Origin of the sequence: Massilia sp. ST3, assembly GCF_018119405.1 — a bacterium.
GTDB lineage: Bacteria > Pseudomonadota > Gammaproteobacteria > Burkholderiales > Burkholderiaceae_D > Telluria.
This window is the reverse complement of record NZ_JAGPWC010000004.1, coordinates 84,296-99,146: the sequence shown is the minus strand read 5'-3', so window position 1 is coordinate 99,146 and position 14,851 is coordinate 84,296. Positions and strand designations below refer to the sequence as shown.

At 66.8% G+C, this 14,851-nt stretch carries 14 protein-coding genes; 7 read left to right on the top strand and 7 right to left on the bottom strand.

The window, feature by feature from the left end:
- Nucleotides 1–12: 12 nt before the first annotated feature.
- From KBW98_RS02395 to KBW98_RS02380, 4 genes are all read right to left on the bottom strand, one after another.
- On the bottom strand, nt 13–867 hold the full coding sequence (locus tag KBW98_RS02395) for an oxygenase MpaB family protein (protein WP_211518489.1): 855 nt from the start codon (nt 865–867) through the stop codon (nt 13–15).
- A 22-nt stretch (nt 868–889) separates the two neighbouring features.
- Nucleotides 890–2,203 (bottom strand): sorbosone dehydrogenase family protein, encoded by a 1,314-nt coding sequence (locus KBW98_RS02390; protein WP_211518488.1) that lies wholly within the window; start codon nt 2,201–2,203, stop codon nt 890–892.
- Nucleotides 2,204–2,293: 90 nt separating this feature from the next.
- Nucleotides 2,294–3,544 carry an MFS transporter gene (locus tag KBW98_RS02385; protein ID WP_211518487.1) on the bottom strand — a complete coding sequence of 417 codons (1,251 nt, stop codon included), beginning with the start codon at nt 3,542–3,544 and terminating at the stop codon, nt 2,294–2,296.
- A gap of 50 nt (nt 3,545–3,594) precedes the next feature.
- Nucleotides 3,595–4,992: a lysine 2,3-aminomutase gene (locus tag KBW98_RS02380; protein WP_211518486.1), complete on the bottom strand. Its 1,398-nt coding sequence runs from the start codon at nt 4,990–4,992 to the stop codon at nt 3,595–3,597.
- 283 nt (nt 4,993–5,275) lie between these two features.
- Between KBW98_RS02380 and KBW98_RS02375 the strand changes: the two genes are divergently transcribed.
- A complete protein-coding gene (locus tag KBW98_RS02375) occupies nt 5,276–5,734 on the top strand; it encodes a cache domain-containing protein (RefSeq protein ID WP_211518485.1) in 459 nt (152 codons plus the stop codon).
- A gap of 70 nt (nt 5,735–5,804) precedes the next feature.
- Nucleotides 5,805–7,502, top strand: coding sequence for a methyl-accepting chemotaxis protein (locus KBW98_RS02370; RefSeq protein WP_211518484.1), 1,698 nt, complete (start codon nt 5,805–5,807; stop codon nt 7,500–7,502).
- Between the two features lie 102 nt (nt 7,503–7,604).
- On the opposite strand, the gene KBW98_RS02365 is transcribed toward KBW98_RS02370, so the two are convergent.
- The gene (locus tag KBW98_RS02365) at nt 7,605–8,174 is read right to left on the bottom strand and encodes a DNA-3-methyladenine glycosylase (protein WP_211518483.1); all 570 of its coding nucleotides are present in this window, start codon (nt 8,172–8,174) and stop codon (nt 7,605–7,607) included.
- A gap of 141 nt (nt 8,175–8,315) precedes the next feature.
- Here KBW98_RS02365 and KBW98_RS02360 point away from each other — a divergent pair, with 141 nt between their 5' ends.
- The 5 genes from KBW98_RS02360 (at nt 8,316) to KBW98_RS02340 (ending at nt 12,735) form a co-directional block, all read left to right on the top strand.
- On the top strand, nt 8,316–9,173 hold the full coding sequence (locus KBW98_RS02360; protein WP_211518482.1) for an HDOD domain-containing protein: 858 nt from the start codon (nt 8,316–8,318) through the stop codon (nt 9,171–9,173).
- A 79-nt stretch (nt 9,174–9,252) separates the two neighbouring features.
- Nucleotides 9,253–10,422, top strand: a complete 1,170-nt coding sequence (locus KBW98_RS02355) for a tetratricopeptide repeat protein (RefSeq protein WP_211518481.1) — start codon at nt 9,253–9,255, stop codon at nt 10,420–10,422.
- Nucleotides 10,423–10,458: 36 nt separating this feature from the next.
- Complete coding sequence (locus tag KBW98_RS02350; protein WP_211518480.1) at nt 10,459–11,208, top strand: ribonuclease; 750 nt, start codon at nt 10,459–10,461, stop codon at nt 11,206–11,208.
- A gap of 28 nt (nt 11,209–11,236) precedes the next feature.
- Nucleotides 11,237–11,965: a sensor histidine kinase gene (locus tag KBW98_RS02345; protein WP_211518479.1), complete on the top strand. Its 729-nt coding sequence runs from the start codon at nt 11,237–11,239 to the stop codon at nt 11,963–11,965.
- Entirely contained in the window at nt 11,962–12,735 is a 774-nt protein-coding gene (locus tag KBW98_RS02340) for a LytTR family DNA-binding domain-containing protein (RefSeq protein WP_211518478.1), read from the top strand. Before KBW98_RS02345 ends, KBW98_RS02340 begins: the two co-directional genes overlap by 4 nt.
- Before the next feature lie 154 nt (nt 12,736–12,889).
- Here KBW98_RS02340 and KBW98_RS02335 read toward each other — a convergent pair whose 3' ends face one another.
- Together KBW98_RS02335 and KBW98_RS02330 are read right to left on the bottom strand one after the other, a co-directional pair.
- Nucleotides 12,890–13,144 carry a PAAR domain-containing protein gene (locus KBW98_RS02335; RefSeq protein WP_211518477.1) on the bottom strand — a complete coding sequence of 85 codons (255 nt, stop codon included), beginning with the start codon at nt 13,142–13,144 and terminating at the stop codon, nt 12,890–12,892.
- Between the two features lie 85 nt (nt 13,145–13,229).
- On the bottom strand, nt 13,230–14,849 hold the full coding sequence (locus tag KBW98_RS02330; RefSeq protein ID WP_211518476.1) for a tetratricopeptide repeat protein: 1,620 nt from the start codon (nt 14,847–14,849) through the stop codon (nt 13,230–13,232).
- Nucleotides 14,850–14,851: the final 2 nt, after the last annotated feature.

Below are 14,851 nucleotides of genomic sequence, written 5' to 3'. Positions count from 1 at the left end.
ATGACGGGTTGCTCAAGTCGTCTCACGGGCAAGCCGCCGGGCTGCCTGCGCGGGCGGCGCGTCGCCCAGCGGCAGCAGCGCGGCTGCCCGCGCCAGCGCACGCACCAGCCCCGCCTCGCCCAGGCGCAAGCCGCGGCCGCGCAACTGCGGCAGCGAACGCACCGGCTCGGGGGTGATGTCGACAGCGGCGCGCACCAGCAGGCGCTGGAGTCCGCGCACCGGGGCCGGCAGGAGCGGCGCCGCTGCGATCAAGCGCAGGAACTCGGCCAGGATGCTTGACCCCTCCAGCTCCGGCGCGGTCCGCGCGAGCATGGCTTGCCACATGGCCCACGAGCCTGGCGCACCGGCCGCGCCATACAGCCTGGCGGCCGGTACGCCCTCGGCGAAGGCGGCATCCTTCTCCATCCCCGACAAGGGAGCGACGTAGCGATGATAAGCCTCGACGAAACCGAATGCGGCGGTCGCATGCACCCAGTCGAGCAAGCGTGGATCGTTGGCGCGGTAGGCAAGACCGCCGGGAGTCGTGCCCTGCACCCGGTCGTGCATCTTCACCACGCGCGCGATGAGCTGTTCCGCCGCCGAGCGCGGGCCGTAGACCGTCATCATGGCGGCAAAGCCGGTGCGCCGCAGGCGCATGACCGGGTTGCTCCGGAAGCCGCCATGCTCCCACACGCCCGTCCGTACCGAGGGTTCCGCCAGTTCGAGCAGCACCGCCGCGACCCCGCCGACGAACAGGGAGACCGGGTTGGCGAACACACGCCACGAGACGCCGTGCGCGGGAGTCAGCGCCGGCTCGCCCGCCGGCCGGCTGAAATCGAAGTCCATGCCCGCGGGCGGCCGCATCAGCTCCTGCAGGATATCCAGCATCGGCAGGCTGGCCGCCGGCGGATCAGCGCGCCGGCGTCACGCGCCAGAGGACGTTGCCCACGTCGTCCGCCACCAGCAGCGCCCCGCCCTTGTCGACCGCCACGCCGACCGGGCGTCCCATCGCGTCGCCATTCTTGTCGACGAAACCACCCAGCACCTCGACCGGTTTCCCGCTCGGAATGCCGTCGCGGAAGGGCACGAACACCACGTTGTAGCCCGACAGCGGCTTGCGGTTCCAGGAGCCATGCTGGCCGATGATGGCGCCGCCCGCGAACTGCGGCAGCAGCGCCCCCTCATAGAAGGCCAGCCCCAGCGGCGCCACGTGCGAGCCCAGGGCGAAGTCGGGCACGATGGCCTTCTCGACCAGGTCCGGGCGCGGTGGCTTGACGCGCCCGTCGACATGCTTGCCGTAGTAGCTGTAGGGCCAGCCATAGAAGCCGCCGTCCTTCACCGAGGTCAGGTAGTCCGGCACCAGGTCGCTGCCCAGTTCGTCGCGTTCGTTCACCACCGTCCACAGCGCCCCGGTCTGCGGATGCCAGGCCAGGCCGTTGGGATTGCGCAGGCCGGAGGCGAACAGGCGGGTCTTGCCGGTGGCGACATCCACCTCGAGGATGGCGGCGCGGTCGACTTCCTTGTCCATGCCGTTCTCGGCCACGTTGCTGTTCGAGCCCGAGGTGGCGTACAGCTTGCTGCCGTCCTTGCTCGCGATGATGTTCTTGGTCCAGTGGTGGTTCAGCCGCCCGCCCGGCAGCGGCGCCACCGGCTGCGGCTTGGCCGTGATCTCGGTCATGCCCTCCTTGTAGTCGAAGCGCACGATGCCGTCGGTGTTGGCGACATACAGCGTGTCGCCCACCAGCGCCATGCCGAAGGGCGAATTCAGGTTCTTGATGAACACGCGCTTGAGCTCGGCCGCGCCGTCGCCATCGGCGTCGCGCAGCAGGCTGATGCGGTTGGGGCTGGGCACGGCGGCGCCCGCCTTCTTCATCACCTTCTTCATCACGTAACCCTTGATGCCCTTGCCGTCCTCGGGACGCTCGGGCGCATTGCTCTCGGCCACCAGCACGTCGCCATTCGGCAGCACGTAGACCCAGCGCGGATGGTCGAGCGCCGTGGCGAAGGCGTTGACCGCCAGGCCGGCCGCCGGCCTGGGCGTCGCTCCCGAGGGCCAGCCCTTGGCCGGCGCGATGTCCACGGTGGGGATGAGGGTCTTGACCGGCTCCTTGATCACCGGCTGGGCGCCGGCATCGGCCCCGGACGGAATGAGCGATTTCTCGCCGCAGGCGGCAAGGAGCAGCAAGGTCGCGCCTGCAAGCAGGCGCCCGGGAGCGGTGCGCATGATGGTCATCCTCTGGGAAGTGAAGATGACATTTTATATAGACAAAAAATTACACTTCGTACGTTACCGCCAAGAAAGCAGGCATTCGGCTCACGCCGGCGCTGCTGTTTCTTCTTCCGCTGCGGGGGCCAGTTTGCGGCGCCGCGCGAAAGCCCACAGGCCGGGCAGCTGGATCAGCACCAGCAGGCCGAAGGCGGCCTGGTAGGCGATGGCGGGAGCCCTGCCCGCCAGGTCCGGCTTCCACAAGTCCACCACCAGGCCGAAGCCGGCCTGCACCAGGAAGGCGCCGATGAAGATCAGGAAATTCAGGAAGGTCGCCGCGCGCCCGGTCAGCGCGCGCGGCATCGATTGCGCCACGATCGCGTATTCGATGCCGGTGATCGTACCCACGAGGCTGAACAGCACCGACAGCATCGGGAAGCTCGGCTGGTAGCCGACCACGAAGCCCGCCTGCACCAGCACGAAGATGGTGACGCCGGCCGCGGCCACGTCGAGCGGCGGCATGCCGCGCCGTCCCGCCCACTCGGTGATCATGCCCACCGCGATCGCCCCGAAGATGACGCCGGCCATGCTCAGGTAGAGCAGGTAGGCCACGGCGGCGTCGGAAAACCCGGCGACGTCCGACAGCCAGCGCCCGATCCAGAGTCCCTGCACGCCGAAGAAGACCGCGTGCGGCAGCAGCACCAGCGAGACCACGCTGCGAAAGCTGGACGCGCGCCATACCTCGCGCAGCGCCGGCAGCAGCGGCCCGCGCTGGCTGGCCGCGGCATCGTGGCGCGGATACAGCAGCGCCACCAGCAAGCCGGTGCAGGCCACCAGCGCGGCCAGGATCAGGAACAGGCCGCGCCAGTCGGTGTATTCCAGCGCCGTGCGCACCGGCATGGTGGCCGTGGCCGCGCCCAGGCCGCCGACCGCGATCAGGTAGCCGTGCACCGACGGCAGTTTATTCGGGGCGATCCAGGTCGACACCGCCTTCACCGCCGCCATGAAGCAGCCGCCCAGGCCACACCCCATGACGGCGCGCGCCAGCAGCAGCTGGACCAGGCCTGTTCCGCGCGCGAACAGCAGCGCCCCGCAGGCGGCCGCCAGCAGCATCGCCAGCTGCACCCGGCGCGGGCCGTAGCGGTCAAGCGCGATCCCCACCGGCAGCTGCGCCAGCGCGAAAGCGAAGAAGAAGGCGCTGGTGAGCAGGCCTAGCTGGCCGGGCGTGAGCGCCAGCTCGCCGACCAGGTGCGAGGCCAGCACGGCATTGACGTTGCGCAGCAGCGAGGACAGGTAGTGCCCGAGCGCGAAAGGCAGGAACACATGGAAAAACACCGCCACGCCGGACAAGCGGGGCATGGCGGTCGCCGTGGTGGTGGTACCGGGCGCCGCGGCCATGGCGGGCCGCGTCAGGCTGCGTCGGGTTGCGCTTCGGCGCCGCGCTGGCCGCCCGGCACCAGCGGAATCACCCGTCCGCCGGGCCCGCGCAGCGGACCGCCGCTTTCCATTTCGAAGAAGAAGCGGTCGCGCCCGAAGGCCGGCTTGAGGTGGTCGAGCCAGGTCGCGTCCGGATCGTAGCGGGCAAAGAAGGGGCGGCGCACCCAGTCCGGATTGCGGGCTTGCAGGAACTGCAGCGCGAACAGCTTCTCGCCGTTGATGGTGACCACGCCGTCGATCACGACCTTGCCGGGGAAGGCGCTCATCGACGGCCCGCGCACGGTGCGCGACAGGCCGGACACCATCGAATACGCTTCCTGGAAGATCTCGTGGGCGCGCGCCAGCGGCAGCGCGAAGTAGTCGCGCGGGCCGGTGTCGCGCTCGACGAACATGTAGTACGGGATCGCTCCCAGGCGCACGCCGGTGGTCCACAGCTCGGCCCAGCTCTTCGGGTCTTCGTTGATGTGGCGGATCAGGGGACCTTGCATGCGCAGGGTGGCGCCGGTGCCGACGATGCGCTTGACCGCCTGCTGGGCGATGGGATGGCGCAGCTCCACCGCGTGGTTGTAGTGGCCCATGATGGCCAGGTTCTTGCCGGCCCGGACCACCGTCTCGAACAGGCGCATCAGCTCGTCGCTGTCCTTGTCCGAGACGAAGCGCTGCGGCCAGTAGGCCACCGACTTGGTGCCGATGCGGATGTTCTGGATGTGCGCCAGTTCGGGGTCCAGCAGGGGCTCGAGGAATTCGCCCAGCGAGCGCGTGTTCATGATCATCGGGTCGCCGCCGGTGAGCAGGACGTCGGTGACGCCAGGGTGGTTCTTCAGGTAGGCCACCAGCTCGGTGCATTCGCGCGCATCGAACTTCATGTCGTCCATCCCGACGAACTGCGGCCAGCGGAAGCAGAAGGTGCAGTAGGCGTGGCAGGTCTGGCCGGCGCTGGGGAAGAACAGCACCGTTTCCTTGTACTTGTGCTGCAGGCCCTTGAGCGGCGCGTCGTTCACGCGCGGCACGTTGTGCGTCATCTGCCCCGCCGGGTGCGGGTTCATGCGCATGCGGATGCGGTGCACCAGCTGGGCGATGGCCGCCTCGTCTTTCCTGGTCAGGACCAGGTCGCGCAGCTGTTCGTATTCGGCGGCCGGCAGCATGTCGCGGTGCGGGAAGGTCAGGCGGTAGATCGGATCGTCCGGCACCTTGCTCCAGTCGATCAGCTCTTCCAGCACATAGGCGTTGGTCCGGAAAGGCAGCACGTGCGATACCACCTGCACCGCTTCCTGCAGCTCGGGAGTGAGCCACTCCCACTGGCGCGCGGCAACGATGCTCTGGCGCGTATAGGGCTTGAACTTGGCGGGCGTCGATTCTGGCGTGGTCACGGGAATTCTCCAGGAGGAAGGATGAAGAACCGCGGCAGGGTGCCGCGAAGAATCCATGGTAGGACCGCAAAAGCAAAGGAAATTGCCGCTCGTCAATCAGACTGTTCCTAGCAAATGGCTTGAAACAAAGGTGGTGCGAGTAGGACAAACGTGCAGAATGGCGGCCGCGCGCAGGCCGCGGGCGCGAGGTGCTTGAGCGAACGCAATTTGCCGTCGAAACGCCTCGGTACATTAGTGAGTGCACTTAGGAAATATCTCAATGCATTTCACGAAAGGAAGCCTCATGAAACTGACCGCCACCGCCGCCCTGTGCCTGGGTCTGGGCCTGATGCCGACCGCCGTTCTGGCCAATGAACCGACCGAGAAGGACGCCATCGCCATGTGCGAACGTGGCGCCGCCCTCATCAAGGCCAAGGGCAAGGACGAGATGATGAAGCGCATCAACGCCAAGGATCCGGACTTCGTCCAGGGCGCGCTCTACATCGACATCCGCGACATCAAGACCGGCATCGTGCTGGCCCACCCCTACAACCCCTCGATCGTGGGCAAGGACCTGACCGACGTGCCGGATGCGAACGGCAAGAAGTACCGGCGCGAGATCATCGAGCTGGCCGCGGCCAGGGGCAAGGGCTGGGTCGATTACCAGTACAAGAATCCGACCTCGGGGAAGATCGAGCCGAAGACCACCTATATCTTGCGGGTGGAGGATGTGGTGCTGGAGGCGGGGATCTATAAGAAATAAGCGTATGGCGGTGCGAAGGAACTTGGGCCCCCGCCTTCGCGGGGGTGACGGTAGATAGGCGGAGTGGACCATGCTGAATAAATTGCGGATCGGGCAGAAGCTGCTGCTGGCCCCGGGGATGGTGCTGGTGCTGCTGACCCTGTTGTCGGCGGCGGCGTATTACGGCATGGTGCGCCAGAACGCCTCGCTCGAGCACATGGTGCAGGTGCGGGCGGCGCGCCTGCAGGCCGTGGCCGACGTGGCGGGCGACGCGCGCTTCGCGCACGCGAACATCTACCAGCTGCTGGCCTGGGTCAACGGCAGCTTCGCCAGGAACCGCCTCGACGCCCTCACCGCCGACATCCACCGCAAGCACGCCGCCATCAAGGACAAGCTGGGCAAGCTCGCCGAACTGGCCGAGCCCAGCGAGCGCGCGCCGATCGACGCCTCGCTCGCCGCGCTGGCGGCCTACCGCAAGGCGGTGCTGGAGACCATCGATCTGGCCCAGGTCGACCAGTCGATCGCGACCAATTCGATGCAGAAGGCCGAAAAGCAGTTCGTCGCCCTCGACGCCGAGCTGGGACGCCTGGCGGGACGCGAAAAGCAGCTCAGCGAAGACGCCTACGCCGCCGCCAAGGACGAATTCCGCGCGCTCGGCCTGAGCATGGCGGGACTGGTGCTGCTGTCGATCGCGCTGTCGCTGGTGGTGACGGTGCTGGTGCGGCGCTCGATGCTGGCCGGGATCCGCGCCATCGCGCGCGCCGTCGGCGAGCTGGCCGAGGGCCGGCTCGATGCGCCGCCCGGCGCCAGCACCGGGCGCGACGAGATCGCCGACACCTCGCGCGCCCTCGACCACACCATCGCCCGCCTGAACGTGGCGCTGCAGAGCATCCTGGCCTCGGTGCGCTCGATCGACACCGCCTCGAAGGAGATCGCCAGCGGCAACCTCGATCTCTCCGCCCGCACCGAGATGCAAGCCGGCTCGCTCGAGCAGACCGCCAGCGCCATGGAAGCCCTGACCACGGCGGTCAAGGACAACGCCAACAATGCGCGCCTGGCCTCCGACCTGGCGGCCGAGGCGGCCCAGCTGGCGGCGAAGGGCGGCCAGGCCGTGGGACGCGCGGTGACGAGCATGGAATCGATCCAGGCCAGCTCGCGCCAGATCGTCGAGATCATCGGCGTCATCGACGGCATCTCCTTCCAGACCAACCTGCTGGCGCTGAACGCGGCCGTGGAAGCGGCGCGCGCCGGCGAGCAAGGACGGGGCTTCGCGGTGGTGGCCGCCGAAGTGCGCACCCTGGCCCAGCGCTCGGCCGCCGCGGCCAAGGAGATCAAGGCCCTGATCGCGGGCTCGGTCAAGATCATCGAGGGCGGCAACGCCTCGGTCAGCGAGGCCGGCGCCAGCATGGGCGACATCGTGGCCTCGGTGCGCCAGGTGAACGACATCATCGGCCGCATCAGCGTGGCCAGCACCGAGCAGGCCGAGGGCATCGCCGACGTCAACCGCGCGGTGGGCCAGATGGACGGCATGACGCAGCAGAACGCGGCGCTGGTCGAGCAGGCGGCGGCGGCGGCGGAAAGCCTGCACGAGCAGACGGTCAACCTGGCGAAGGCGGTGTCGATCTTCCGGATCGCGCAGGATCAGGGTGGCGTGGCGGAGGTGGGGGCGGCGCCGCCGGCCGCCGAGGAAGACGACGCATTCCAGGGCGTGGGCGAGCGGCGGGCGGCGGGCAGCCCGATGCGGCCGAAGGCGGTGCGTGCCTTACCCGCGGTGCGGCAAAGATCGTAGGGTGGGCGGGTCCCCCGCCCACGCGGTGATAGTTATCGGCTCCGTTGTCGTGCACGAACCGGCCGATGCAGGTTGAACGCGTGGACGGCAGAGCCGTCCACCCTACCGGAAAGGCCGGCTCACGAATTTCGAGCCGGCCAGCCCGAACCGCCACGGCACATCCACCGCCTTCGAAATCCCGATCCGCGGCCCGGCGATGAGCGGCAACCCCGCCGGCGCCGGCAGCAACTCGAAGGGCGGCGCCGACAAGGCCATGCCGTTGTGCGCCCGCGTCACCCCCAGCGCCTGGCACAGCTTGCCCGGCCCCGAGCACAGCAGCCACTCGTCGTCGGCGTCGCGCCGCGCGCGCATCACGTCCAGGCCCGCCACCGGCTCCAGCGCCCGGATCAGGACCCCGGCCCCGTGCCCCGCCTCGCGGCACACGAAGTTCAGGCACCAATGGATGCCATAGGAACGGTAGACATAGGCATGCGCCGGCGGCCCGAACATCGAGGCGTTGCGCTCGGTCGGCCCGGAATAGGCATGCGAGGCCGGGTCCTCGCGGTCGTAGGCCTCGGTCTCGACGATGCGCCCGCCTACCCCGTCGACCAGCACGGTGACGCCGATCAGCTGGCGCGCCACGATCTCTGCTGGTGCTGAAAAATCAATTCCTGCAATTATCGAAATAGCCATGAATCGATTTTATCCCGGGTCAGCCTGACCCGGCGTTTTGGTGAAATCGACACACTTGGCGAATTGCTTTGCTGCAAGTCAAGCGGTGCTGGGGTATAGTGACGCCTCCACCGCATTTCCCAGAAGCACCAAATTTTCCCCATGAACACCGTCGCCGAGCCCATCCAGCCGATCGACCAGGTCGATGCCCTGATCAAGTCGATCCGCATTCCGCCGCGGCCCAGCCTGCTGGCCGACCTGCAGCGCGAGCTGGCTTCGGAAGACCCGTCGCCGGAAGCCATCGGCAAGATCGTGGCGAGCGACGTCGGCATGTCGGGCGCCCTGCTCAAGCTGGCCAACTCCTCGATCTATGGCGGACGCCGCAAGGCCAAGTCGGTCGAGCAGGCCATCCTGTTCCTGGGCATCAACCAGGTGGCAGCCCTGATGACGGGTTTGCTGGCGCGCCAGGCGATTCCCGCCAACAGCGCGGCCCTGGCCAGCTTCTGGGACATTTCCTCGCGCCGTGCCGAAGCCATGGTCTTCCTGTCGCGCCGCCTGCGCGTGGGCGAGCCGGACGTGGCCCATACCTTCGGCCTGTTCTGCGACACCGGCGTCCCCTTGCTGATGGACCGCTTCCCCGACTACGCCGCCACCTACGCCGACGCCTCGCTCGAGGCGCTGCGTCCGTTCACGGCGCTGGAAGACGAACGCCACAGCACCAGCCATGCCGCCGTCGGCTGCCTGCTGGCGCGCAACTGGGGCCTGTCGGGCGACGTCGGCTGGGCCATCCTGCACCACCACGACTTCGATGTCCTCGACGACAGCGCGACCGCGCCCGCCGTGCGCTCGCTGGTGGCCTTGTCGGTGCTCGCCGAGAGCGCCCTGTGCAGCTACCAGGGCCAGTCCGAGTCGCTGGAGTGGGGCAAGGGCGGCGAGGCCGCCTGCGCCTACCTCGGCCTGTCCGGCGAGGAAACCGCCGAACTGCTGGACGAACTGCTCGAAGCCTTCCACGAAGAATAAGCGCGCTCAATACATACTTTTGACAGAGTCCCCCGGCAGGCAGATACTTGAGACAAAAAGTAACTACGCCGGAGGAGTCATGAAGCGCCTGATCGTTTTGCTATTGTCGGCAGCCCTGGCCGGATGCGCCAGCGTCATGCCGGCCAGTGCGCCGCCCGCACTGTTCGCCGACGCCGGCTTCGCGCCGGCCTCCGAACCCGTCAGCGCCGCGGACCTGTTCAAGCTCAGCCCGGCCATGCGCGCCTACCTGAACAGTCCCACCTTCAACCAGCTGCTGCGCAACCGCGGCGCGCGCCACGGCCTGATCGAGGCGCTGTACAGCAAGACCGACCTCAAGCTCGAATACGAATCCAAGGTCACGCGCACCGCCGCCCAGACCTACGAGGCGCGCTCGGGCAACTGCCTGTCGCTGGTGATCATGACGGCCGCGTTCGCCAAGGAGCTCGGCATGCCGGTGCATTTCCAGAGCGTCAACGTGGATGACCTGTGGAGCCGCGCCGGCGGACTCTACCTCGCCAGCAACCACGTCAACATCAGCCTGGGCGAGCGCGCCACCGACATCCAGCGCGGCTACGATCCGGACCGGCACCTGGTGGTCGATTTCATCCCGCGCGACGACGCGGCCAAGCTGCGCACCCGCCAGCTGGAAGAAGAAGACATCGTCGCGCTCTACCTGAACAACCGGGCCGCCGAAGCCCTGGTGCAGCAGCGCACCAACGATGCCTACTGGTGGGCCAAGGCCGCGGTGTCGGCGCGCCCTAGCGCCGCTTCGCCGCTCAACACCCTGGGCGTGGTCTACCAGCGCCATGGCGACCTGGCCCTGGCCGAACAGGCCTTCCGCACCGCGCTCACGCGCGAGCCCGAGAACCTGGCCGTGCTGCGCAACCTGCAGCCGCTGCTGGTGACCCTGGGCCGTCCGCTCGAAGCACAGCAGCTGGAAAAACGCATCGCCGCCATCGAGCCCTATCCGCCCTATCACTTCTTCGACCAGGGCATGGTGGCGCTGAAGGCGGGCGACTTCGACGGCGCCAGGGATTTGTTCGAACGCGAGGTCAAGCGCGCACCCTTCAACGACGAGTTCCGCTTCTGGCTCGGCATCGCCCACCTGCGCCTGGGCCACATGAGCGACGCGCGCGAGCACATCACGCTGGCCGTGAACAACAGCACCAGCAGGGACATGCGCGAGGTGTATTCGTCCAAGCTCAACTACCTGCGCACCCTGGTGCAGACGGGGACGCGGATCCGCTGATACCATGGCGGATTGACCGCAACCGCCGAGAAGTGAATGCGCTGGAAAACCGCCCTGCTGGCGCTCGCGCTGGCGCAGAGCGCTGGCATGGCGCGCGCGCAGGAAGCCTGCGCCCTGCCCGCCAGTATCGAGAGCCCGGCGCCGCGCCGCCCCGATTACGTCAACGCTGACCTGCCGGTCGACTACCACGCGCTGGTGCTGTCCTGGTCGCCGCAGTATTGCGAGGGAGCGCGCAAGCGGCGCGGCGGGAACAAGGATGCCTTCCAGTGTTCGTCCGGGAACCGCTTCGAGTGGGTCGTCCACGGGCTGTGGCCGCAGAACCGAAGCGCTTCGTCCGGCAAGCACCACCCCCGCCATTGCAGGACATCGAACGCGCTGCCGCCGGCGCTGCTCAAGCGCCACGTCTGCATGATGCCGAGCGCAAGCCTGATGCAGAACGAATGGCAGGCCCACGGCACCTGCGGCTGGCCGACGCCGGACCGCTACTTCGCCGACATCGAGAAGGTTTATTCCCGGCTGCACCGGCCCGCCACGGCCGCCATGCTGGGCGCGGCCGCGCAGGCGGCGCCGGATTCCCTGGCCGAGACCACGGCGGGCGCGATCAAGCAATCCTTCCTGAAGCTCAATCCCGCGCTGCCGCCGGACAGCTTGCGCGTCAACGTGGCTTCCGGCAGCCGCCTGAAGGAAGTCTGGGTCTGCCTCGACAAGGGACTCAAGCCGACGGCCTGCCCGCGCGGCGGCGTCCACGACAAGCAACGGGTCCGGGTCAGGACGCCGCACCACTAGCCAGGCCGTCTACAGCTTCGGCAGCCACATGCCCGAGCGGTGCCAGGAATCGGGCAAAAGCGAGGAAGCTCAGGAAGGGACCTTCGAAGCGGTCGAGATCGAAACCCACAGGGGCGCGGTGGACCGACAGCCAGAGCATCAGGCCGATGCGGAAGAACCAGACCCCGCCGACGGCCACTTCTTGATGGTGTTCCTGGCGATCGTGTTCAGCCTGCTGTTTTCGCTGCTCGCAATGCGGGGCGAGCGCAAGGAACGCGAACGGGCCGACCGCCTTGGGATCGAACTGGAAAAGAACCGGCTGGAGCGCGAACTGGATGCGCGCCTGAACGATGCGGACGCCACCCTCAAGACGGAGCTGCAACTGGTGCGTTCCTACCTGGAGCTGATGCAGCTGCGCATGCCCGACCACTTGCGCTTCTCGGTATCTGCGCCGCCGATGGCGGGCAGCCTGCGCTTCCCCGCGATGGCACTGCTCACCCTGGTGGAGAACGCGGTCCGGCACGGCATCGACCCCAGCACCGAAGGCGGCCATATCGACGTGGGCGCCCGTTGCGACCAGGCCACCGGCAAGGTGACCGCCTGGGTCGGCGACACCGGCGCCGGTATGCAGGAGACGGCCCAGCCGGGCGTCGGGCTCGCGAAGCTGAGGAAGCGCCTGCAGGGCTTTTATGGAAGCAGCGCCCGTATCGAGCTGCACGAAGCGGCCCCGCACGGCGTGCTCGTCGAATTGCATTTTCACCCTGAAGACACACCATGAAACAGGCCACCGCGCCCATCGCCGACGACGAACCGCTGCTGCGGGAACCCTCGCGCAGCCACCTGGGCGCACTGTGGCCCCGGCTCGAACTGGTCGACGACGCGCGCAATGGCGCCGAGGCCCTCAAGCTGTTCGAGCTGCACCGCTCGGACATCGTCTTCCTCGACATCCACATGCCCGGATTGAACAGCATCGACACCGCGCGCCAATTAGCCCGTCGCGCCCATCTGGTATTCGTCACCGTCTATGAGCAAGATGCGGCGCAGGCCTTCCAGCAAGGCGCCCTCGATTACCTCGTCAAGCGGATCGACCGGGCGCGCCTGGCCGATACGGTCGAACGCCTGCAGCGCCAGCTGGCCTTGCCCTTCCACGCCAGCCACACGCTCGATGCCATGCTCGACCAGCTCACGGGCAGGCTGGGGCAGCGCATCCAGCCCCCTTCCCAGTGGCTGCAATGGTTCAAGGCATCGGTGGGCAACAGCGTGCGACTGATTCCTGTCGACCAGGTGCGTTTCATCCGTGCCGAGGAAAAGTACACCCGCGTCGTGTGGGACGAAGGAGAGGCGCTGATTCGCAAGAGCATTCGGGAACTGGCGGAGCAGCTGGATCTGGAGCGCTTCGTGCGGACGCATCGCTCGGTGATCGTCAATCTTGGATGCGTGCGCGAAGTGGTCAGGGGCATCAACGAGACGGTGGACGTGCACGTGCGCGGCAGCGACGAGGTCTTGCCTGTCAGCCGCAGCTACCTGCATCACTTCCGGCAGATGTAAGCGGCGGCTGGGTGTGACGCGCCAGCCTATCGCCCCCTCTGCCAGCGCCCCAGCTTCTGCCCGAATTTGTTCGCGGCCGGCTTGCGGATGGCGGCATTCAGGCTGCCTCGCCATGCCCTTGACACCAAGCCAGATCTACCGATCGAAACATCGGTCAAATCGAGGAGATCAGCTTTGCACCGCAAGCGGTAAGATCGTTGTCATAGGCGTAGGGACGACCCTTGTGTTTGGCGCCGGCACCATCCGGCTTGATGGGAAAGTTATTTTTGCATTTGGGGCAAAACGTCACATCGTCTGCAAGCGCAGCTTCTACACCCATCACGACAGTCCCGGATGAAACCGAAATGACCTGCCCACCGTGGTCCGTCTTGTCATTCAAACGAATGATGCCACGCCCCTCATGCTTCATCTTCAACTCCTCCCAGTGCTAATTGATGAGCCGACCGCTGCGCTGCGATGTCCGCAAACGCGACGTTTCAATCCGCCAGCGTGAGCTATTTTTCGATCGCCATTTCCCGCTCCAGCAAATGCCACTTTAAATCGGCGCTCTCCAGCGGAAGCATCCAATCGCGCTTAGGGTCGGGGAAGGCTTGTCCAGCAGTCAGCCAGCGCTGCCGCCAAGCCTGATTGACCTCCTGTTCCAGCGGATGGCCCGGCGCAACCCATGGCTGCCACGTGCCCGTTACTGGACAGGCCTTGTTGCCGGCGCATTCCACGGACGGTGCCAGACTTTGGACTTGCCGCGATAACCTGAGCGCCGTACGCGGCGCGACTGCGCCACCATCGTTGCGCACGGTGAGCACACGCTGCCAGACAATACCGGCGATGGCTTTCGATCCCATGCCGTCCGGGAAGCGCGGCTGCTCGAACGTTTCGCCTTTGCCGTAAAGTCCGGGTGCGATGCTGGCCAGGAAGGAACGCACTTCGGCCGCTTCCTGCGGTGCTGTCGGCTGCCAGTAGCCGGCAACGGGCGCTTGCAGGGCGTCGGTTGTTTCCTTGATCGGCCGGAACACATAGGCCTTGTCGAGGAAGTACCGGCCCTTCCTGAGCGAGGCTTCGGTCGGCGCCGGGATGCTCGGCGCGGGCACCACGGCCATTGCTGCGGCAAGCAGACTTGCGCGCGTGCCGTCCCAGGGCGGCAGCGGTGCTGGCGGCAACGGCAGGATCTTGTCGAGATTGGGGAAGCGGCGGTCAGGATTGAAGCTGAGTGCGTCACCAAGCATGTCGTAGCGTTGGCCCCGTGCCTTGTCGATAAAAGGCACGAACATGTTTGCCAAGTCACTGGGGCGGTCGAATTCACTCGCCAAGTTGTTCGCGCAATACTCACAGCCGCCCTTCACGCCCTCATGCACGGCCCGCATTACCCGATTTAGGGTTTCCGGAGTTCTTTTTCCAATTTGCGTTCCATCTGGCGCCCGAGGGACTTCATACATGTATTCCAGTTCCTGCGCGGCCGGGCCGTAGCCCTGGGCCAGCGCGCACTCGAACATCTTGATCGCGATCGGGATGTTGCCCCAGTAGCCAGGCTTAAGGTTATCTGCCCCAGCATCCATCTTCTCGCCGAGGAAGGCCATCGCCTGTGGGTTACCCATCTGTGCCGCTTTCTGAAAAAAAACGTAGGCGCGGTCGGCACTGGCGTTCACGCCCGTGCCGTTGAGATAATAGGTGCCCATCCTGTCGTAGGCGGCTGGCACCCCTAGATCGATGGCTTGCGACACCAGCGCCACCGCCTCGTTCTCGCCATTGGGCGGATCACGCCCTTCCACGTACAAGCTGGCCAGGTTCAGCATCGCCTTCCAGTGATGCCGCTCGGCGGCCTGGCGGGTCAGCCGAACGACCTTTTTATAATCTACATCGTCAACGTAGGTCGTACCGTCTTCAAGCGCGCGCGCTTCAAGGAACCAGTCGTCGGCCTGGGCGTCAATCGGCGGCACTTGGCCCGCTTCGGTCTGGCATTCGAAGGAAGCGATGTGCGGATCGAAAGGCGGCAGTTCTTGCATGTATCCGGAAAGCTTGGTCTTGTTCATGTCGCAGGCCGTCAGAAGAGTAAGCGTGATCAAGAGGGTCGCCAGATGGCGACAACGCGGCGGGGAATAAGCGGCAAAGGTATCCATGG

Excerpts from the sequence above, each read along its gene's own strand:
- KBW98_RS02345 (WP_211518479.1), top strand. The coding sequence starts at position 11,237 with ATGCCCGAGCGGTGCCAGGAATCGGGCAAAAGCGAGGAAGCTCAGGAA.
- KBW98_RS02350 (WP_211518480.1), top strand. The coding sequence starts at position 10,459 with ATGCGCTGGAAAACCGCCCTGCTGGCGCTCGCGCTGGCGCAGAGCGCT.
- KBW98_RS02355 (WP_211518481.1), top strand. The coding sequence starts at position 9,253 with ATGAAGCGCCTGATCGTTTTGCTATTGTCGGCAGCCCTGGCCGGATGC.
- KBW98_RS02390 (WP_211518488.1), bottom strand. The coding sequence starts at position 2,203 with ATGCGCACCGCTCCCGGGCGCCTGCTTGCAGGCGCGACCTTGCTGCTC.
- KBW98_RS02340 (WP_211518478.1), top strand. The coding sequence starts at position 11,962 with ATGAAACAGGCCACCGCGCCCATCGCCGACGACGAACCGCTGCTGCGG.
- KBW98_RS02360 (WP_211518482.1), top strand. The coding sequence starts at position 8,316 with ATGAACACCGTCGCCGAGCCCATCCAGCCGATCGACCAGGTCGATGCC.
- KBW98_RS02335 (WP_211518477.1), bottom strand. The coding sequence starts at position 13,144 with ATGAAGCATGAGGGGCGTGGCATCATTCGTTTGAATGACAAGACGGAC.
- KBW98_RS02395 (WP_211518489.1), bottom strand. The coding sequence starts at position 867 with ATGCTGGATATCCTGCAGGAGCTGATGCGGCCGCCCGCGGGCATGGAC.
- KBW98_RS02365 (WP_211518483.1), bottom strand. The coding sequence starts at position 8,174 with ATGGCTATTTCGATAATTGCAGGAATTGATTTTTCAGCACCAGCAGAG.
- KBW98_RS02375 (WP_211518485.1), top strand. The coding sequence starts at position 5,276 with ATGAAACTGACCGCCACCGCCGCCCTGTGCCTGGGTCTGGGCCTGATG.
- KBW98_RS02370 (WP_211518484.1), top strand. The coding sequence starts at position 5,805 with ATGCTGAATAAATTGCGGATCGGGCAGAAGCTGCTGCTGGCCCCGGGG.
- KBW98_RS02385 (WP_211518487.1), bottom strand. The coding sequence starts at position 3,544 with ATGCCCCGCTTGTCCGGCGTGGCGGTGTTTTTCCATGTGTTCCTGCCT.
- KBW98_RS02330 (WP_211518476.1), bottom strand. The coding sequence starts at position 14,849 with ATGGATACCTTTGCCGCTTATTCCCCGCCGCGTTGTCGCCATCTGGCG.